The 19323-nt window shown below is 62.9% G+C and carries 13 protein-coding genes and 1 pseudogene; 6 read left to right on the top strand and 8 right to left on the bottom strand.

The window, feature by feature from the left end; genetic code table 11:
- Positions 1–56 precede the first annotated feature (56 nt).
- Positions 57–1244: a benzoate/H(+) symporter BenE family transporter gene (locus tag AC1MEK_RS18095; RefSeq protein WP_480397648.1), complete on the top strand. Its 1188-nt coding sequence runs from the start codon at positions 57–59 to the stop codon at positions 1242–1244.
- A 403-nt stretch (positions 1245–1647) separates the two neighbouring features.
- Here the strand turns inward: AC1MEK_RS18095 and AC1MEK_RS18090 are convergent, their stop codons facing one another.
- The 5 genes and pseudogenes from AC1MEK_RS18090 to AC1MEK_RS18070 form a co-directional block, all read right to left on the bottom strand.
- Entirely contained in the window at positions 1648–2511 is an 864-nt protein-coding gene (locus tag AC1MEK_RS18090) for a methyl-accepting chemotaxis protein (RefSeq protein WP_480397707.1), read from the bottom strand.
- Positions 2509–2733: pseudogene (locus tag AC1MEK_RS18085) on the bottom strand (HAMP domain-containing protein); the annotation flags it as partial. The pseudogene AC1MEK_RS18085 and the gene AC1MEK_RS18090, both read right to left, overlap by 3 nt.
- 1201 nt (positions 2734–3934) lie before the next feature.
- The gene (locus tag AC1MEK_RS18080; RefSeq protein ID WP_480397647.1) at positions 3935–4864 is read right to left on the bottom strand and encodes a S66 peptidase family protein; all 930 of its coding nucleotides are present in this window, start codon (positions 4862–4864) and stop codon (positions 3935–3937) included.
- Positions 4865–5003: 139 nt separating this feature from the next.
- On the bottom strand, positions 5004–6476 hold the full coding sequence (locus AC1MEK_RS18075; protein WP_480397646.1) for a mechanosensitive ion channel domain-containing protein: 1473 nt from the start codon (positions 6474–6476) through the stop codon (positions 5004–5006).
- A gap of 166 nt (positions 6477–6642) precedes the next feature.
- Positions 6643–7416 (bottom strand): SDR family oxidoreductase, encoded by a 774-nt coding sequence (locus AC1MEK_RS18070; RefSeq protein ID WP_480397645.1) that lies wholly within the window; start codon positions 7414–7416, stop codon positions 6643–6645.
- Positions 7417–7603: 187 nt separating this feature from the next.
- On the opposite strand from AC1MEK_RS18070, the gene AC1MEK_RS18065 reads away from it, so the two are divergent.
- Positions 7604–8179, top strand: coding sequence for a TetR/AcrR family transcriptional regulator (locus tag AC1MEK_RS18065; RefSeq protein WP_480397644.1), 576 nt, complete (start codon positions 7604–7606; stop codon positions 8177–8179).
- A gap of 124 nt (positions 8180–8303) precedes the next feature.
- Here the strand turns inward: AC1MEK_RS18065 and AC1MEK_RS18060 are convergent, their stop codons facing one another.
- A complete protein-coding gene (locus tag AC1MEK_RS18060; protein WP_480397643.1) occupies positions 8304–9065 on the bottom strand; it encodes an SDR family oxidoreductase in 762 nt (253 codons plus the stop codon).
- Positions 9066–9313: 248 nt separating this feature from the next.
- Between AC1MEK_RS18060 and AC1MEK_RS18055 the strand changes: the two genes are divergently transcribed.
- The 4 genes from AC1MEK_RS18055 to AC1MEK_RS18040 all read left to right on the top strand — a co-directional run bounded on the left by AC1MEK_RS18055 (position 9314) and on the right by AC1MEK_RS18040 (position 15004).
- Positions 9314–10318 carry an NADP-dependent oxidoreductase gene (locus AC1MEK_RS18055; RefSeq protein ID WP_480397642.1) on the top strand — a complete coding sequence of 335 codons (1005 nt, stop codon included), beginning with the start codon at positions 9314–9316 and terminating at the stop codon, positions 10316–10318.
- Positions 10319–10611: 293 nt separating this feature from the next.
- Positions 10612–12768, top strand: coding sequence for a TonB-dependent receptor (locus tag AC1MEK_RS18050; RefSeq protein WP_480397641.1), 2157 nt, complete (start codon positions 10612–10614; stop codon positions 12766–12768).
- A gap of 245 nt (positions 12769–13013) precedes the next feature.
- The gene (pssA, locus tag AC1MEK_RS18045) at positions 13014–14357 is read left to right on the top strand and encodes a CDP-diacylglycerol--serine O-phosphatidyltransferase (protein WP_480397640.1); all 1344 of its coding nucleotides are present in this window, start codon (positions 13014–13016) and stop codon (positions 14355–14357) included.
- A gap of 5 nt (positions 14358–14362) precedes the next feature.
- Entirely contained in the window at positions 14363–15004 is a 642-nt protein-coding gene (locus AC1MEK_RS18040; protein ID WP_480397639.1) for a TetR/AcrR family transcriptional regulator, read from the top strand.
- Positions 15005–15111: 107 nt separating this feature from the next.
- Here the strand turns inward: AC1MEK_RS18040 and AC1MEK_RS18035 are convergent, their stop codons facing one another.
- Positions 15112–18687 carry a molybdopterin cofactor-binding domain-containing protein gene (locus AC1MEK_RS18035; RefSeq protein WP_480397638.1) on the bottom strand — a complete coding sequence of 1192 codons (3576 nt, stop codon included), beginning with the start codon at positions 18685–18687 and terminating at the stop codon, positions 15112–15114.
- Positions 18688–18701: 14 nt separating this feature from the next.
- Positions 18702–19190: a (2Fe-2S)-binding protein gene (locus tag AC1MEK_RS18030; protein WP_480397637.1), complete on the bottom strand. Its 489-nt coding sequence runs from the start codon at positions 19188–19190 to the stop codon at positions 18702–18704.
- Positions 19191–19323 lie beyond the last annotated feature (133 nt).

Genomic DNA, 19323 nt, shown 5'->3' with positions numbered 1-19323 from the left:
CACAACTGCGTATAGGCTTGCTGATCTGTGAATCGGCCGTTCCAAGGATAGACCGCATGACTGACGTGACCCACACCCCGCTGCGCCCGCTGAGCGACACTTCGCCCTCCGCCATCGTCGCAGGCTTCATCGCCATGATGACCGGCGTGACCAGTTCGCTGGTGTTGATCTTCCAGGCCGGCCAGGCGGCCGGGCTGACGTCGGCGCAGATTTCCTCGTGGATCTGGGCGCTGTTCATGGGCATGGCGATCTGCAGCATCGGCCTGTCGCTGAAATACCGTGCGCCGGTCAGCGTCGCCTGGTCGACGCCGGGCGCGGCACTGCTGATCGCAAGCCTGGGCCACGTCGCCTACCCCGAGGCCATCGGTGCATTCATCACCAGCGCGATTCTGGTGTTCATCTGCGGCATCACCGGCAGCTTCGAAAAACTGGTCAAGCGCCTGCCCACTTCCCTGGCGGCCGCGCTGCTGGCCGGCATCCTGTTCAAGATCGGCAGTGAAATCTTCGTCGCCGCCCAGCACCGCACGGGGTTGGTGCTGAGCATGTTTTTCACTTACCTGATCGTCAAACGCTACTCACCGCGCTACGCGGTGCTGGTCACGCTGCTGGTGGGCGTCGCGCTGTCGGCGATGCTCGACATGCTGAACTTCAGCGGCTTCACCCTGGAAGTGGCCGTGCCGGTGTGGACCACGCCGTCGTTCTCGCTGGGGGCGACCATCAGCATCGGCATCCCGCTGTTCGTGGTGGCGATGACCTCGCAGAACATGCCGGGCATGGCGGTGTTGCGCGCCGATCATTACGACGTGCCTGCCTCGCCGCTGATCAGCGCCACCGGGTTGATCTCGCTGATCACCGCGCCCTTCGGCGCCCACGGCATCACCCTGGCCGCCATCAGCGCGGCGATCTGCACCGGGCCTCATGCCCATGAAGACAGGAACAAGCGTTACACGGCGGCGATCTGGTGCGGGATTTTCTACGCCATCGCGGGGATTTTTGGCGCAACGCTGGCGGCACTGTTCGCGGCCTTTCCGAAGGAGCTGGTGTTGTCGATCGCGGCGCTGGCGTTGTTCGGTTCGATCATCAATGGGCTGACCGTGGCGATGAACGAGCCCAAGGAGCGGGAAGCGGCGCTGATTACTTTCATGGTGACGGCGTCGGGGTTGACGCTGTTTTCCATTGGGTCGGCGTTTTGGGGGATTGTGGCGGGGGTGTTGACGCTGGTGATTCTGAATTACAAGAAGTAGGTCAGGATCAAGATCAAGATCAAGAGCGTTCTTCCTAACGTCAGATCTGTTTCGACTTCGTCGAGTTACTTGGAAAAGCCCCAAGTAACCAAGGGCTTTTGCTCCTGGTTGGGCCCCTCCTTCGTCGGGGTACCTTCATTCCGGTCTCGCTCCGTGGGCCCGGCGCGAATGGGCCATCCATGGCCCCGCGCCTCGCGCGGCATCCTGCCGCTTGGCCCACTGCGCGAGACCTCCATTCAGCCTGCACCCAAGTCGCGATTGGTGGTGTCTGGGCTATCGCGCATGAAGATCAAAAGCGAGAGAGCGCCTTCATCCCCGTAGCAGCCGAGCTTGCTCGCGGGTCGCCCTCAAGATCGCCCCCGCCGGCAAGCCGTGCTGCTACGGGGTTATATCAACCCCGCAATCACAACCTGAAATGCCCCACCATCCCCTTCAACTCCATTCCCAGCGACGCCAGTTGAATGCTGGAGGCGGCATTGCCCTGCATCGCTACCGCTGACTGATCGGCGCTGGCGCGGATGCTGGTGACGCTGCGGTTGATTTCTTCGGCCACCGAGCTTTGCTCCTCGGCGGCGGCGGCGATCTGTTGGTTCATCTGCTGGATCAGCGACACCGCTGCGGCAATGCTGCCCAGGGCGCTTTCGGTCTGCAGTGCGTCGCTGACCGCCAGCTTGACCAACTCGCCGCTGCTCTGGATCTGCGCTACAGAGGCCTGGGCGCCGCTTTGCAGGCGGGTAACGAGGCGTTCGATCTCTTCGGTGGACTGTTGCGTGCGTTTGGCCAGGGCTCGTACTTCATCAGCCACCACCGCGAAGCCCCTGCCCTGCTCGCCGGCGCGCGCCGCCTCGATAGCCGCGTTTAGGGCCAGCAGGTTGGTCTGCTCGGCCACGCTCTTGATCACACCCAGCACCTTGCCGATGTTCTGGATTTCATCGCTCAGGTCTTCGATGCTGTGGCTCGCCGAATTGGCCGAGTCCGCCAGTTGCTCGATGCGCTGCATGCTCTGGCGCACCACGGCCTGGCCGCTGTCGACCTTGCTGTCGGCGGTCTGCGCGGCCAGCGCGGCTTCTTCGGCGTTACGCGCCACGTCGTGGACCGTCGCCGTCATCTGGTTCATGGCCGTGGCCACCTGTTCGGTTTCTTCCTTCTGGGTGCTGACTTCCAGGTTGGTCTGTTCGGTGACTGCCGACAGCGAATGCGCCGAAGTCGCCAACTGTTCGATGCCCGCCTGCAGGCCGCTGACGATACCGCTCAGGCCTGCGCCCATCTGCTGCATGGCCTGCATCAACTGGCCGATTTCATCCTTGCGGGTGACCTGGACCGTACCGCTCAAATCGCCGGACGCAATGCGCTGGGCGGTGGCAATCACGCTGCGCAGCGGCGCCACAATGATGCGGGTGATGACGATGGAGGCGATCAGGCCCACCAACAGCGCCAGGATCGACGAACCGATGATCTTCAACGAGTTGGCCGCCAGCTCACCGAGCATCGACTGATCTTCAGCGTCGTAGGCCTGATTGACCTGCTGCACCACGGCCTTGGCATTGGTCGCCAACGTCTGGGAAACCTTGGCTTCGTCCACCAACAGCCCGGTGTATTCGTCGAGTTTCTCGCCGAAGTTGGTGATATGGCCGCTGACTTCAGTCAGCACGGTGAGGTAGCCGGCGTCCTTGATCACGCCCTTGAGCTCCTCGGCCAATTCCTTGGCCTGCACCGCTTGTTCGATCTTGCCGCTGTTGGCCTCCTCGCCCGTGCCGGTCTTGCGGCTCTTGTCCAGGCGCACCCGCGCCTCGTCCATGGCCTGCATCATCAGCTTGGCGATCTGGCTGACCTTGGTCGACTGCTCGATGAATTCCGAACCCTGCTGCCCCTGGGAGTCCTTCAGGCCATAGGCGCCATCGTCGGCCAGGCCGGCCTGCAATACGTCGAGGTTGTTGGCCACGCTCGACACCGACCAACTGGCCATGTCCAGCGCCAGGTCTTTGCTCTGGCTGATGCTGACGAATTCGTCGAAGGATTTGCGATAGGCGGCCAGCGACTGCTGCACTTGGGCCATCAGTCGCTGATTGACCGCCGAGGTCGATTTCAGCTGCTCGGCCTGGGCATTCAAGGCGTCCAGACCTGCGTGCAGTTCATCGACCACTTTCGGATCGCTGTGCAGCGCGAATTCCTGTTCCAGCAACCGCACGCGGTTGAGCCCGGTGTTGAGCGCGGTCATTTCCTTGAGGCTGTCGAAATGCACGCTGATCGAGCGCAGCGACCAGACGCCAATGGCGGCGACCACTGCGGTCAGCGCGAGCACGAGGACGAACCCAATACCCAGTTTCTTTGCCATTCCGAGATTAGCAAAACGCGATTGCACGGCCGAAATCATAGGATCATCCCCAGTCACAGCAAAAAGGCGCCCACACGCAGGCCATGTTCTTTTGCATGACCATTCAATTTTCGTGCAGATTCGCAACGGGTTTGCGGCAAAACAAGCTTTTGACGTCGGAATAATGGCAAATAGCTACGCCAAGGTCGCTTCCAGAATGGTTATCGGCGCTTGCAGAATCCTCAGCAGGGAGAGGTGTTGCGAAAACGTCGCAAACCAGGTGTCGGTGCGACGAAAGGTAACGCGCCATGGCGGAGCGAAACCGGGCCTTGAGGTGACATTCGTGCGCCGGTAACGCCCTCCGATGTGGAGCCGCTCAGCGAGTGGCAGAGGTGACGGTCAGGGTGCCTGCATCGGCATCCAGAATCGCTGGGCAGCCCAAGGCCACTGCATGGTTGCGGTCGCCATGGCCGATCGACAGACCACCCAACACGGGGATGCCCAGTCGGCCCAGCCGCTCCATCAAAACGTCCGGCGGACGAATCGCGTTGTTGCCATGCCCCGGCTCGCTGAACTGGCCAACGGCAATGCCTGCCAGGCGTTTGAGAACGCCGCAATTGCCCAGGTGAGTCAGCAGCCGGTCGACGCGGTATGCCAGCTCGCCGACATCCTCGATCAGCAGAATCGCGCCATCGACATCCGGCATGAACGGCGTGCCGATGCAGGTGCTGAGCATGCTCAGGTTGCCGCCCAGCAATGTGCCCTCGGCAACGCCAGACGTGCGCACACTGAAGGTAGGTTCAGCGGTGTCGGCACGAACGATCAGGGGCTCGGTACTCATCAGCGCATGCTTCAACGTACTGGCGAACAGACCGCCGCGTTCCAGTTGCGCCGCGACAGGGCCGTGCACGGTGACCAGGCCGGTGTAGGACCAGAGCGCCGCGTGCAGCGCCGTGATGTCGGAAAACCCCACCACCAGCTTCGGATCGCGGCGCACGGCGTCGTAGTCCAGATGTTCGATGATCCGCTGAACACCGTAGCCGCCGCGATTGCACAGCACGGCGCGAATGTCCGGGTCGGCCAGGGCGTCGTTCAGGTCCGCCGCCCGGTTGGCGTCGCTGCCAGCCAGATAGTGCTCGGCATCCAGCGCGTGGGGATAGATTCGCGGCTTGAGCCCCCATGCCGTCAGCTCGCGCACCGCTGCCTGCACCCGCGTCTCGGCCACCGGGCCGGCGGGCGACACCAGCGCAACGGCATCACCGGGACGCAGGACTTGAGGGTTGAGGATCGGGCGGTTCACAGGCATTTCAACGACTCGGCAGGCTTTCGAATGAACCGGCAATTTAGAGCACTCCCTTGATCGAATCCAGTCGCCATTTACGCTGCGGCCAGCCAGAAATGCCTGACGCTCTATGCGCAAACTGACGCTCGAAGCGTAGTCCGATTCAACTCATCCTGTCGGGCGGGCCTTGATGGCGGCTCACCCCGAAGCGCGTGACATTCTTGCGCAGCCAGCCCATGAAACCGCTCGGATCGGTGATCACCGGGCGGGTTTCCAGCAGCGAGGCCCGGGCATTGGCGCGGAATTTCGCCAGCCCCGCCAACGCCCCGACCAGTTCGCTGTGCTGATCCAGCCAGGGCGCAAGATCAGCCTTGTCGATGCGATAGACCATGCAGTCGGTATAAGCGCAGAACCGCGCCACGGTGGGCGTGCCGTCGACAAAACCGGTTTCGCCGATCAATTCCCCCGGCCCCATGCGCCCCACTTCCATCCAGCCATCTGTACGCTGGATCGACGCCGAGATGATCCCGGATTCGATAATGAACAGCGCATCGGGCACCACCCCTTCGGACAGAATCACGTCTTTGGCGGCATAGGCGCCCAGGCGCATGTGCTGTTCGAGCTGGGCGCGGTCTTCGTCGCTGAGCATCCGCAGCGCGCCCACGGTGTTGAGCACCGCCGATTGCCGGGTGGCCGGGCGGGACTGATCGAGACGGGTTTCGGTGGACGCCAGCTGGCGATGAATGAGGTCGTACAGTTGATTGCGCACGGCAGCGCGGCGGTCGCGGGATTTGACGTAGCCGGTCACCTCATAGACCACGCTGCGCAAGCCGGATTTTGCCACCACGGCCGAAGCCTTGGGCTGGCCGAGCAGTTCGCGGCAGCCCTGTATCGCCTTGTCCAGCGAGTCCAGCACCAGGCTTGGGCGCAGGCGCACGGGCAGCTCGATGGTCAGGCTGACGGAGTGGAAATGATCAGGGCGGCTGAAATTGACGATCCGCGTCTTGGCCGCCATGGCGTTGGGAATCACCGCCATGCTGCCTTCGGAGGTCAGCAGATGGGTGGAGCGCCAGTCGATTTCAATGACCTTGCCTTCGATGTCGTCGACGCGTATCCAGTCGTCGACCCTGAACGGCTTGGTGGCGTTGAGCACGATCCCGGAAAACACGTCCCCCAGCGTGCTTTGCACCGCCAGACCGACGATGATCGCCACCGCACCGGACGTCGCCAGCAGCCCTTTGACCGGCAGGTCCAACACGTACCCCGCTGCGGCCACGGCGGCCACCAGAAAGATGATGGCACCCATCACGTCCTGCAGCAGATGGCCCTTGCCGCCGATGCGCGGCTCCATGATGACCACCACCAGCACGGTCAGGGTGCGCGCGCCGAACAGCCACCAGGCGATGGTCAGAATGGTCGCCAGCACATGACGCGACACCGACCAGTCGGCCGGCACCTGGTACAACGGGCTCAGACCGCCATCGAGCAGCGCCATGCTGAACAACACGAACAGCACAAGGCGAATCGCCAGTTTGCGTCGCAGCAGGCGCGCGTGCAGCCATTGCCAGAGCACGAGGTCCAGGATCAGCAACACCGAAGCGCTGATCAGGGGATAGGCGAACCAGAGGTGATCCATCGAAGCTCTCTAAAGGTAAGCAGCCACAGGAGCTTAGCTGATTACCTTGTAGGAGCGACCGGGGTGGCGCTCCACCTTGCCCGCGAATGGCCATGACAGGCGATATAAATGCATCGGTCTCACGGACGCAATCGCGGGCAAGCGCGCTCCTACAGACGGATATGCATCACCCGCGAAACAGCGGAATCCCCCAGGGCGCGCCGATGTTGCCGCCATCGACCACGATCTCGGCGGCGGTCATGCCGCTGGAAGCGTCCGAGGCGAGGAACATCACGGCCTGGGCCAGCTCTTCAGGGTCGGAAAAACGTCCCATCGGAATGCGTGGCGACATGGCTTTTTCCGTGGCGTCGATGGTTGTACCGGCCCGCGCCCCGCGGCTCCAGATCGGCGTACGGGTTGCGCCGGGGATCACGGTGTTGACGCGAATGCCCTTGGGCGCCAGCTCCGAGGCGAAGACCTTGGCCATCGAGGTGATCGCGCCTTTGGTTGCCGAGTAGGCTGAGGACCCAGGCGAACCCAGTTCGCGCATCACCGAACCGTTGAGGATCACCGCACTGCCCTGTTTGAGCAGCGGCAGCACGCCTTGCACGGTGAAAAACACCGAGGTCAGGTTGGTGCGCACGATCGACTCGAAGGCCTCCAGCGTGGTGTTGCCCAAGGGCGTGGGCCCAGAAATGCCGGCGTTGGCGAACACCACGTCGAGGGTGCCGAACGCCGCGCCGACCTGCTTCACCACTTCTTCGATTTCAGCCAGGTTGTTCACGTCGGCACGGATGCCCAGCACCTCGCCGCCCAGTTCGGCGACGGCGGCGTCGAGCTTGGCCTGGTCGCGGCCGGTGATGGCGACGCGTGCGCCGTTTTCCAGCAACAACCTGGCAGTCGCCAGGCCAATGCCGCTGTTGCCGCCGGTGATCAGAATGCTTTTGCCTTGGACAGTCATGATGGCTCCTGCAGAGTCAATGGATGTGGATGGCAACGTAATCTGGCACCCACCAGCACGTTATGGAGTACAACCATACTCTTATTTTGGATTTCGTCCATACTCCAAATTAAAATTTTCTCTCTCGGGATTTGGCGTATGATCGCTCACCATATCGTGGTGAAAAGTGATTACCGGAGACCTCCCCATGTCGCGCTCGCAGGCAGACAAAGCCATCATCCATGACCACATCGTCAACCTGGCGGCGGAACGGTTTCGCGAAGTCGGCCTCAACGGCATTGGCGTTTCCGACCTGATGAAAGAAGCGGGCCGGACCGGCGGCGGCTTCTACAAGCATTTCGAATCCAGGGAAAAACTGGTCGAGGAAGCGCTGCAATGCGCCTTCGACAAACGCTCCGAAGCGCTGAAAAACTACACCGATGCAGGCTCCACATTGACCATGAGCGATCTGGTGGAGCGCTATCTGAGCGAGCGCCATCAGAATGACCCCGGTTCAGGTTGCGCATTGGCAGCGGTTATGAACGATGTGGCGCGCAGCAGCGAGCCGATTCGTGAGCTCTATACGCGCGCGCTGGAAAACGAGCTGGCCGCGCTGACCGCCCTGACCAGCAGCAAGCAACCGGCGAAAAAACGCGCCCAGGCCTTGCTGGCAATCTCCACGCTGGTGGGCGCGATCGGCCTGTCGCGGGCGGTGAGCGATGAGGCGCTGGCGGCCGAATTGCTCGACACCGGCAAGACCTTGCTCAAGGCGCTGGATGCGTGAAGGCACGCATAAACCTGTGGGAGCCGGCTTGCTGGCGAAAGCGTCAGGTCAGACACCGTTGTGGTGAAGGATTGACCGCAATCGCCAGCAAGCCGGCTCCCACAATTGAACATTGCAGCGCCCTTTAAAACGCCGTCACCCCACCATCCACCGCCAGCGAATGCCCGGTGGTAAACGCCGCGCCGTCACTGCACAGGTACAACACGGCGCTGGCGATTTCCTCGACCTTGCCGATGCGCCCGACCGGGTGCATGGTGGCGGCGAATTCGCCCTTGCGCGGGTCGGCTTCGTGGGCGCGGCGGAACATGTCGGTGTCGATCACCGCCGGGCACACCGCATTGACCCGGATCTGCTTCTTGGCGTACTCGATGGCCGCCGATTTGGTCAGGCCGATCACCGCATGCTTGGACGCCGCGTAGATGCTCATCTTCGGCGCCGCCCCCAGGCCCGCCACCGAAGCCGTGTTGACGATCGCCCCGCCACCCTGGGCCAGCATCACCGGCAACTGATACTTCATGCACAGCCACACGCCTTTGACGTTGACGCCCATGATCGCGTCGAACTCCGCTTCGCTGCCCTCGGCCAGCTTGCCTTTTTCGATCTCGATGCCGGCGTTGTTGAAGGCGTAGTCGATGCGGCCGAATGCCTCCACTACCCTGCTGGTCATTTGCGCCACTTCAGCCTCGCGCGTGACGTCGCAGCGCAGAAACAGCGCCTCGCCGCCGGTCTGACGAATCAGTTCGGCAGTGCCCTCGCCGCCGTCGCTGTCCAGATCCACCGCCACCACTTTCAAGCCCTGTTCGGCAAAAGCCAGCGCCGTGGCGCGGCCGATACCTGCGGCGGCGCCGGTGACCAGGGCCACCTGGCCGGAAAACGTCATGCTCATGGAATCGTCCTGTGTTGTGCTTTTTGTAAGGAAGGGCCCGCAGCCCGTTGCCAGACAGTGTAGTCACGGGCCGCTGGCCGCCGTCAGCACTATCAAACAGCCGTTTGCCTGATCATGGGCAGTGGTGATATTCGGATTGAAAAACATCATTGCGATGGATCGCCCCGCATTCGCCGGGGTGGCGTTGCTTGCCGTTCAGCCGTTGAGCGTCTATCACTGGCGTTTCCCCTTTGATCCAGGAACCTGCCATGACCGCCCTGAACAATCGCCAATTCCTGCTGGCCCGCCGTCCTGTCGGTGCGGCCAGCCGCGATGACTTCACCTTTCAGACCGTGCCGGTACAGGCTGCGACCGACGGCCAGATCGTGGTGAAAAGCGAATACCTGTCGCTGGACCCGGCCATGCGCGGCTGGATGAATGAAGGCAAGTCCTACATTGCGCCGGTGGAATTGGGCGCGGTGATGCGCGCGTTGGGCGTGGGCAAGGTGATCGAATCCCACAACCCGAAATTCGCCGTGGGCGACTACGTGCAGGGCGTGACCGGCGTTCAGGATTACTTCGTCGGCGAGCCGAAGGGCTTTCACAAGGTCGATCCGAAACTGCTGCCGCTGCCGGTGTACCTGGCCGCGTTGGGCATGACCGGCATGTCGGCCTATTTTGCCCTGCTGGAAGTCGGCCAGCCCAAGGCCGGTGACACCGTGGTGATTTCCGGCGCGGCGGGTGCGGTGGGCAGCGTGGCCGGGCAGATCGCCAAGATCAAAGGTTGCCGGGTGATCGGCATCGCTGGCGGCCAGGACAAGTGCAAGACCCTGATCGACGAGTTCGGCTTCGACGGCGCCATCGATTACAAGAGCGAAGATATTCACGCCGCCCTCAAGCGCGAATGCCCCAAAGGCGTGGATGTGTTTTTCGACAACGTCGGCGGCGACATCCTCGACGCCGTGCTCACGCGCCTGGCGCTCAAGGCGCGGGTGGTGATCTGCGGTGCGATCAGCCAGTACAACAACAAGGAAGCGGTCAAGGGCCCGGCCAATTACCTGTCACTGCTGGTCAACCGCGCCCGCATGGAAGGCTTCGTGGTCATGGATCACGCCGAGCATTTCGGCCGCGCAGGCATGGAAATGGCCGGCTGGCTGGCCCAGGGCAAATTGAAGAGCAAGGAGCATGTGGTCGACGGGCTGGAAACCTTTCCCGAGACCTTGCAGATGCTGTTCAAGGGCGAGAACAACGGTAAGTTGGTTCTCAAGGTTTAAAACAGCCCCGTAGCAGCACGGCTTGCCGGCGGGGCGGTGTGTCAGTCGACATATCCGTCACAGACAAACCGCCCCGCCGGCAAGCCGTGCTGCTACGGGATGAACTCATATCGGCTTTCAGATAACAAAATCCATCCAAACGACCACCTGCATATGTGAAAAAAATGTAAAAACCCAGATACGCAATGATAACAATTTGCAATACGTTCCTATACTGAGTCTCGATACGCCGCTGTAAGCAAGGCATGGAAGCGCTTGGCATCCTTTCGAGACCTGTAGAGGACACCCTTTCCATGGCCATATGCTTGCCCTCCCGCCCCACTTTTCTTGCACTGTGCTGCTCGGTCAGCGTCAGCGCCTACGCCGCCGATCAGGCACTGGAACTCGGCGCCACCGCCATCAACGCCGATGCTCTGAAACAGACACCCAGCACCCTCCCCGAGCCCTTCGCCGGCGGCCAGGTCGCCCGTGGCGGGCAGATGGGCGTGCTGGGCAATCAGGACAACATGAGCGTGCCCTTCACCATGACCAGCTACACCTCGAAAATCATCGAGGACCAGCAGGCCGAAAACGTCGGCGACGTGCTGCTCAATGACCCGTCGGTGCGGGTGTCGGGCGGTTTCGGCAACCAGTCTCAGGTGTTCACCATTCGCGGGCTGCCGCTGAACGGCGATGACCTGTCCTTCAACGGCCTGTATGGCGTGCTGCCGCGGCAGATCATTTCCATCGATTCGGTGGAGCGCGTCGAAGTGTTCAAGGGCCCGAACGCCTTCCTCAACGGCGCCAGCCCCACCGGCACCGGCCTTGGCGGCAACGTCAACCTGCAGCCCAAGCGCGCCCAGGACATCCCGACCCGCCGCTACACCCAGGACATCAGCACCGACGGACGGATCGGCGAGCACCTGGACATCGGCCAGCGCTTCGGGCCGGAAAACCGGTTCGGCGCCCGGCTCAATCTCAGCCAGCGCGAAGGGGAAACGGCGATCGACGACATGGACCAGCGCTCGAAACTGTTTATTGCAGGCCTGGATTACCGGGGCGATCGCTTCCGTATTTCCACCGACTTCGGCTATCAGAAGGAACGCATCAACCATTTGCGCAACAACGTGCGCTTCGGCAGCATCGACGGCATCCCCACCGCGCCGTCGGCCGATCACAACTACGGGCAGAACTGGACCCACCAGGAAACCGAAGACACCTTCGGCATGATTCGCGGCGAATACGACCTGAACGACAGCTGGACCGCGTACCTCGCCGGCGGCGGCAAGCACACCCGGGAAACCGGGGTCTACGGCACGCCCGTGCTCAACAACTCGGCCACCGGCGATGCCGATATCGCAGCGTCGAACATCAACCACAACGAAGACGCGGGCACTGTCATGGCCGGGCTCAACGGCCGCTTCCAGACCGGGCCGGTCAGCCATCAGATCGCGCTGGGCGCGGCGAGCATCTGGACCCGCCAAGAGAACGCCTTCGTGTTCTTCAACAGCGTACCCACCAACATTTACCACACGCCGTCGGTGCCCAAACCTGGCACCGTGACCTTCGCCTCGGGCGACTTGGGCGACCCTGACCTGAACGGCAAGACCCGTAACCGCAGCATCGCGCTGTCGGACACGCTGGGCTTTTTCGACGACAAACTGCTGCTGACCTACGGCGTGCGGCGCCAGCAATTGCGGGTCGAAAGCTACAGCCTTACCACCGGCAGCCGCACCGCGCTGTACGACGACGGCATCACCACGCCGGTCTACGGCATCGTCTACAAACCGGTGGAAAGCGTGTCGCTGTACGCCAACCGCATTGAGGGCCTGGCCCAGGGGCCCACCGCCGGAGCGCCGGCAATCAACCTCGGGCAGACCTTCCCGCCGGGCCGCACCAAGCAGCTGGAAGCGGGGATCAAGCTGGACATGGGCTCCTACGGCGCGAATCTGGGCGTGTTCCGCATCGAAAAACCCACCGACGGCTTCATCAATGCCGACGATGTGTTCGTGCGTGACGGCAAGCAGATCAACCGCGGCATCGAGTTGAATGTCTACGGCGAGCCGATCGAAGGGTTGCGCCTGCTGGCCGGCGCCACGCGCATGACCTCCGAGCTCAAGGACACCGGCAACGGCGCCGACGACGGCAACCACGCGGTGGGCGTGCCAACCTTCCTGATGAACGCCAGCGTCGACTGGGACGTGCCGGGCATCAACGGCCTGTCGCTGAACGCCCGGGCCCTGCGCACCGGCGGCCAGTACGCCGACCAGGCCAACACCCTGAGCCTGCCAACCTGGAACCGCTTCGACGCCGGCGCGCGCTACGGCTTCAAGGTGGCGCAGAAGGATGTGACCTTGCGGGTGAACGTGGAGAACATCACTGACAAGAATTACTGGGCCTCGGCGGCGGGCGGCTTCCTGACCCAGGGCGATCCGCGGCTGGTGAAGTTTTCCGGGACCATTGATTTCTGATTCGATCGCTGCCCTCCCCCGTAGCAGCACGGCTTGCCGGCGGGGCGGTGTGTCAGACAATGCATCTGCCACAGACACACCGCTCCCGCCGGCAAGCCGTGCTGCTACGGGATCAAAAGCCATTCCCACCTCCGCGCATTTCCTGAAAATCCGCTGAACAACTCAACGAACCTGCTGCCAAAGCCACCAATAGGCGCACTCTGGTGTAAGCTCGTGCGCTGTTGATTCGACCCATCGAGAGGCTTATGCGGGCTCCCTTCCGACGCTCCACCCTTGCAGCGCTGCGCGGCTTCGAGTCGTCCGGCCAGGCCATTACCCTGCTGCCGAGCGCGGCCGACTATCGCCGCGTGTTGCTGCAGAAGATCGCCCAGGCCACCCGGCGCATCTGCATCGTCGCCCTTTATCTGCAACAGGATGAGGCCGGGCAGGAAATCCTCGACGCTCTCTACGCCGCCAAAGCCGCCAACCCGGCGCTGGAAATCGTCGTGCTGGTGGACTGGTTCCGCGCCCAGCGCGGGCTGATCGGCGCCGGCAAACAGGCGGGCAACTCGGCCTGGTATCAGGCCCAGCACCTGGAACACGATCAGGAAGTGCCGATCTACGGCGTGCCGGTGCAGACCCGCGAGCTGTTTGGCGTGCTGCACCTCAAAGGCAGCATCATCGATGACTGCGTGATCTACACCGGCGCCAGCATCAACAACGTTTACCTGCACAAACTCGGCAAATACCGCCTGGATCGTTACCAGTTGCTCGAAAACAAGGCGCTGGCCGACTCCTTCCTGCGCCTGGTGCATGAACAGATTCTCCCGTCCGAGGCCGTGCATCGCCTGGACCTGCCCAATCCACCGGCCTCGCGCAGCATTCGCGGGGAAATCCGCCAGTTCCGCCAGCGCCTCAAGCGCGCCAGCTATGACATCAACGACGGCGTGCGGGAAAACGGCGAGATACGCCTGATCCCGCTGCTGGGCATCGGCAACAAGAACCCGCTGAGCAAAGTGCTGTGCGACCTGATCGCCGCGACCCGCCATCAACTGACGCTGTGCACGCCGTATTTCAACATGCCGCTGGTGGTCAAACGCGAGATCAACCGGGCGCTCAAGCGTGGGGTCAAAGTCGACATCATCATTGGCGACAAGACCGCCAACGACTTCTTCATCCCGTCGCAGGAGCCGTTCAAGGTCATCTCGGCGCTGCCTTACCTGTACGAAATCAGCCTGCGCCGCTTCATGCAGAAGCATCAGAATGCGGTGGCCCGTCAGGAGCTCAACATCCATTTGTGGAAAGACGGCGACAACACCTTCCACCTCAAGGGCCTGTGGTCGGATCAGCGCTACACCCTGCTCACCGGCAACAACCTCAACCCGCGCGCGTTTCAGCTCGACCTGGAAAACGCCGTGCTGATCGACGACCCCAAGGGCGAATGGCTCAGGCCGCGCGCCGAGGAAATCGAGCTGTTGATGCGCAACACCCACCGCGTGGGCAAGTTCGATGAGCTGGACACCTTGAGCGAATACCCGCTGGGCGTACGCACCTTCCTACGCCGGGTGAGCCGGGTGCGGGTCGAACGCCTGCTGTACCGGATCCTCTGATCGCCATGAGCAAGAACACGGGCGTTCGCGCGCAACAGGCCGAAGAAACCAAGGCACGCATCCTCAAGGCGGCCATCACGGTGTTCACCCGCGATGGCTACTCGGGCGGGCGCATCGAGAAGATCTCCGCCGAGGCCGAATCCAACGACCGGATGATCTACTACTACTTCGGCAGCAAGGAAAAGCTCTTCGTCAAAGTGCTGGAGCACACGTACGAGCGCTTCAACCTTGCCGAAAGCCAGCTGCAGCTCGACCCGGCCACGCCAGTCGAGACTCTGCAGCAACTGGTGGCGTTCGTCTGGGACTACTACGTCAATCATCCCGAGTTCGTGGCGATACTGAGCATCGAAAACCTGCACAAGGGCAAACACGCCAAACAGTCCAGCGAGTTGCGACGCCTGTCGGGCGAAGCGGTGGGCGTGCTCAAGCCGATCATCGAAGCCGGCCAGCAACAGGGCCTGTTTCGGCTGGACGTGGACCTCAAGCACGTCTACCTGATGATCGCCTCGCTCTGCTACTTCTATAACTCCAACCTGCACACCCTGACCTCGTTCCTGGGCCAGGACATGGGCGGCCAGGGCCAGCGGCAGGACTGGCTGGCGTTCATTCAGGATCTGGTGGTGCGTGGGGTGAAAGCACAAAACTGATCTCGTAGCAGCACGGCTTGCCGGCGGGGCGGTGTGTCAGACAATACATTTGTCGCAGACACTCCGCTCCCGCCGGCAAGCCGTGCTGCTACGGGGTCGGTGAGAGGTCAGTGGGTGCCAGGGTTGGCTTTGAGATACGCCACTTTCTCCTGCAACCCCGTCCACTGCGGCTCGCTGGGCGCGAAGCGGCTGCGTAAATAGGCCGCCAGGTCGCTGATCTGGGTATCGCTCAGGCTGTCCTTGAAACCGGGCATGTAGCCCAGATCCTTGGTCGCCGGGTTGGCGATGCCTTGCTGGATCACCTTGATCAGGTTGTCCGGGAGCGCGCTGTGCACGTTGGTGTTGCTGGCCAGCGAAGGACTCACGCCAAACAGCTTCGGCCCCGCGCCATCGGCATGACAGCCCTGGCACGAGCCTTCGAACACCCGCTGCCCGTTACTCAATGACTGCGCCGACACCACCGGCTGCACGGCCACTGAAGCCTGGGGCGTGGCTTGCGCCGAGCCGTTGAGCGACGCCAGGTACACCGCGATCGCCCGCACATCGGATTTCGGCAGCTTCGACAACTCCGAAACCACCGGCCCCATCGGCCCTGCTGCCACGCCATGAGCGTCGGAATAGCCGGTGCTCAGGTAGTTGAACAACTGATCCTCGGTCCAGGGCGTCGGCGCTTTCGACAGGCTGTTGAGCGCCGGCGCTTCCCAGCCATCGACCATCCCACCTGCTAGAAACGACGTCCCGCCCTTCTCCGCGCCCATTAGATTGCGCGGCGAATGGCAGGCCGCGCAGTGCCCAAGGCCATTGACCAGATACTGCCCGCGATTCCACTGCGCGCTTTGCTCAGGTTGCGCCTTGACCTCGCCCTTGCGCAGAAACAACGCATTCCAGCCCGCCATCAGTGGCCGCACGTTGAACGGAAACTGCATGTCATTGGCCGGCTGCACTTGCCTGACCGGCGCCTGGGACATCAGGTACGCGTACAGCGCCTGCATGTCGGCGTCGTCGATATTGCGAAACGCGGTGTAGGGAAACGCAGGGTACAGGTGTTTGCCATCACGACTGATGCCGTCACGCATCGCCCGTTCGAACGCCGGATACGACCAGTTGCCGATCCCCGTTTCCGGATCGGGGGTGATGTTGCTGCTATATAAAGTGCCGAACGGCGTTTGCATTGCCAGGCCGCCAGCATTCTTTACCCCGCCCGGCGCGGTATGGCAGACCGCGCAATCGCCAGCCGATGCCAGCAGCCGCCCACGCTCCAGCGTCGCGGCTGACCAGGTGCCCGCGCCAGGCGGTGCGATCGGGGCGATTTCTGCGCGCCAAGGCAAGGCCGTCGCGGCCATGCCCAGCACCGCGCCGAAGGCAGCGAACAGCGAACCGAACAGCCACTTCGAGCGCTTGGCCTTGGGCAACTCAGGCGGATTGGCGTTAGCCGCTTCTCCCGCACCTTTCAGCGCCGCAAGCACCCGTTCAGCAGTGATCGGCAGCTCGCGAAAGCGAATCCCGGTGGCGTCGTAGATGGCGTTGGCGATGGCCGCCGCGCTGGGCACTGACGCCGATTCACCAGCGCCCATCGGCGGCTCGGCCTGGCGCGGCATCATCATGACGTCGACCTTGGGCACTTCCGGGAAGGTCAGGATCGGATAGCCGCCCCACTCCTTGCTGGCGATGGTCGACTCTTCGAAGGTCACCCGCTCCTTGAGCACCCGGCTGGTGGACTGAATGACATTGCCGTGAATCTGATGCTGCACGCCGGCCGGGTTGACCATCATCCCGGCGTCGTGGCCGATCACCACCCGCGTCACCGACACATCGCCGGTGTGCTTGTCCACCGCGACATCGGCGACCCACGCCGCCCACGCCGCGCCGAAGCCGGGGAATTTGCTGTGGATGTAACGGGCGTAGGCGAATCCACGGCCGCGCAGCACGCCGTCTTCTTCCGGGGTCTGCATCGGCTGGGTGCGCGGCGCCCACTCGGCCCGCTCGGCGGTGGAGCGCACCAGCTCGGCGGCGCGCTCATCGTGCAGGTAACGCAGGCGGTATTCGACCGGATCGACCCCGGCGGCGAACGCCAGCTCATCGATGTAGGACTCATGAGCGAAGGTATTGGGCAACGCCGAAACGCCACGCATCCACGACGCGCGCACGATGGGCGCCATGTCGTTGATGGCCACGCGCATGTGTTCGATGTCGTAGGGCGGGATCGAAGTGCGGTCGCCCATTTCGAACATCACCGGCACCGGCTCGACACGCCCGGTCAGCAGCAGCGCCAGGGTCGGCGAATTGTTGGAAGGATAACTGGTGGTGAAGTCATACCCGGCCACCCCGCCGTCGGCATTGATGCCGCCATCGACCTCCATCAGCTGCGCCGTGCCCTTGGGTTCCCACGCATGCTCCTGCTCGCGGGTCAGTTGAACCCGCACCGGCAACCCGACCGCGCGGGAAAGCAGCACCGCGTCGGCGCACACATCATCGGCGCAGTTGCGCCCGTAGCAACCGGCCGCTTCCATGCGGATGATCTCGATCTGCTCTTCGGAATATTCCAGCAACCACGCCAGATCCGCCCGCAGCATGTGTGGGTTCTGCGTGCCGGACCAGACGCGAATGCCTTCTGGCGTGTAGTCCGCCAACCCGCAGGAGGGTCCGATGGAGCCATGAATCTGGTAGGGCCACAGATAGGTGCGGGTCATCCGCTCACTGGCCTGGGCCAACGCCTGCTCGACATTGCCCTGATCCAGCACCACCCGCTTGATGCTCGGGTTGTCGCGAATCGCCTGCTCGACATCGCTCATGTCCGGCAACTGCTGCTGCCAGGGCTTCCAGCTGACTTTCAGTTCCTTGGCCGCCTTGGCGGCTTGCTCTTCGCGCATCGCCACCACGCCGATGAAATCGCCGATCACCACCACTTTGACGATGCCGGGAATGTGCGCGATGGACGACTCATCGACCGCCAGCAGGCTGGTGCCGACGAACGAGCCGGTGTCGTAGCCAGCGTAAGGCGGGCGTACGACCCGGCCGTGGAGCATGTTGGGCAGGCGCATGTCGTGCACGTAGGTCAATTCCCCAGTCGCCTTGCCCGGAATGTCCACCCGCGCAGCGACTGTGCCGACCAGTTTGTAGTCTTCCAGCCGCTTGAGCGGTGCGTTGCCGGAGATGCGCAACTCGATGCGCTCGCCCGTCAGCAATTCGCCAAAGTGGCAGGTGCGGCCATCCGGCGCTTTGATCACGCCGTTTTCGATCAGCAGCGAATCGGCCTCGACAGCCCAGCGTTGCGCGGCGGCCTGCAACAGGTAGCGCCGTGCTTCGGCTGCGGCGTTGCGCAACGGAATTGCCGAGATCTGCAGCGTGGCGCTGGCGATGGTCGCGCCCTGATTCGGCGCCCGCTCGGTGTCGCCCAGAATCATGGTCACCTGATCCATGCGCAGGTCCAGTTCTTCAGCGACGATCTGCGCCAGCGAGGTGCGAATGCCGGTGCCCAGATCGACATGGCCGTTGAAGGCGTACACCAAGCTGTGCTGATCGATGGCGATGAATAGCCCCAGTTCCTTGGGTTTGACGGTGGGCGTGCCGCCTTTGGCGACCGGACCCGAAGGGGGCAGGATGTCGTCGACGATCAGCAGCACACCGCTACTCGCCAGCAGTTGATCGCGGGTGGGCGTTGCCTGAGGGGTTGGACTGGACAAGGAAAACGCTCCGTTCAAGGCTGTTGGCGGGCGGCACGCATGACCGCGCGAAGAATTTCGATGTGCGTGCCGCAGCGGCACAGGTTGGCGGACAGCTCGCTGCGGATCTGCGCTTCGCTGGGGTGCGGGTTGCGGTCGAGCAAGGCCTTGGCGGTCATGATCATGCCGTTCATGCAGTAGCCGCATTGCGCGGCTTGCTCGTCGATGAACGCCTGTTGCACCGGGTGGGGGCACTGGCGCGAGCCGATGCCTTCCAGGGTGGTGATGTCCCGCCCTTCGGCGCCTGCCAGCGGAAACACGCAGGAACGCGCCGCCACGCCATCGATGATGACCGTACACGCCCCGCACTCGCCCAGGCCGCAGCCGTATTTGGGGCCGTTGAGCTGCAGGTCGTTGCGCAGAATCAGCAACAGCGGCGTGTCCGCCATCGCCGTCACCGTCGCGGCCTGGCCGTTGACCTTCAGTGCAACGGTCCGTTCGACCGCCACCTGCTGCTCGCTCATATCGCCTTCCCCATGTGTTACGAACCCTCTCGGGCTTTTGATGAAGTGATTACTTCATGAATGGAGAGCAGGAAGCGTGCCAGTGGGGAAAGGGATGTAGGAAACGGGGAAATTTCAGGCGGGAGTGTTACCC

The sequence above is a fragment of the Pseudomonas sp. 2 genome, from assembly GCF_056627435.1.
The sequence above is the reverse complement of the archived record's forward strand: the minus strand, read 5'-3'. Positions and strand labels throughout refer to the sequence as shown.

Bases quoted from the DNA above. Each gene is read 5' to 3' on its own strand.
- AC1MEK_RS18095 (WP_480397648.1), top strand. From the start codon at position 57: ATGACTGACGTGACCCACACCCCGCTGCGCCCGCTGAGCGACACTTCG.
- AC1MEK_RS18090 (WP_480397707.1), bottom strand. From the start codon at position 2,511: ATGGGCGCAGGCCTGAGCGGTATCGTCAGCGGCCTGCAGGCGGGCATC.
- AC1MEK_RS18080 (WP_480397647.1), bottom strand. From the start codon at position 4,864: ATGCCTGTGAACCGCCCGATCCTCAACCCTCAAGTCCTGCGTCCCGGT.
- AC1MEK_RS18075 (WP_480397646.1), bottom strand. From the start codon at position 6,476: ATGGATCACCTCTGGTTCGCCTATCCCCTGATCAGCGCTTCGGTGTTG.
- AC1MEK_RS18070 (WP_480397645.1), bottom strand. From the start codon at position 7,416: ATGACTGTCCAAGGCAAAAGCATTCTGATCACCGGCGGCAACAGCGGC.
- AC1MEK_RS18065 (WP_480397644.1), top strand. From the start codon at position 7,604: ATGTCGCGCTCGCAGGCAGACAAAGCCATCATCCATGACCACATCGTC.
- AC1MEK_RS18060 (WP_480397643.1), bottom strand. From the start codon at position 9,065: ATGAGCATGACGTTTTCCGGCCAGGTGGCCCTGGTCACCGGCGCCGCC.
- AC1MEK_RS18055 (WP_480397642.1), top strand. From the start codon at position 9,314: ATGACCGCCCTGAACAATCGCCAATTCCTGCTGGCCCGCCGTCCTGTC.
- AC1MEK_RS18050 (WP_480397641.1), top strand. From the start codon at position 10,612: ATGGCCATATGCTTGCCCTCCCGCCCCACTTTTCTTGCACTGTGCTGC.
- pssA (WP_480397640.1), top strand. From the start codon at position 13,014: ATGCGGGCTCCCTTCCGACGCTCCACCCTTGCAGCGCTGCGCGGCTTC.
- AC1MEK_RS18040 (WP_480397639.1), top strand. From the start codon at position 14,363: ATGAGCAAGAACACGGGCGTTCGCGCGCAACAGGCCGAAGAAACCAAG.
- AC1MEK_RS18030 (WP_480397637.1), bottom strand. From the start codon at position 19,190: ATGAGCGAGCAGCAGGTGGCGGTCGAACGGACCGTTGCACTGAAGGTC.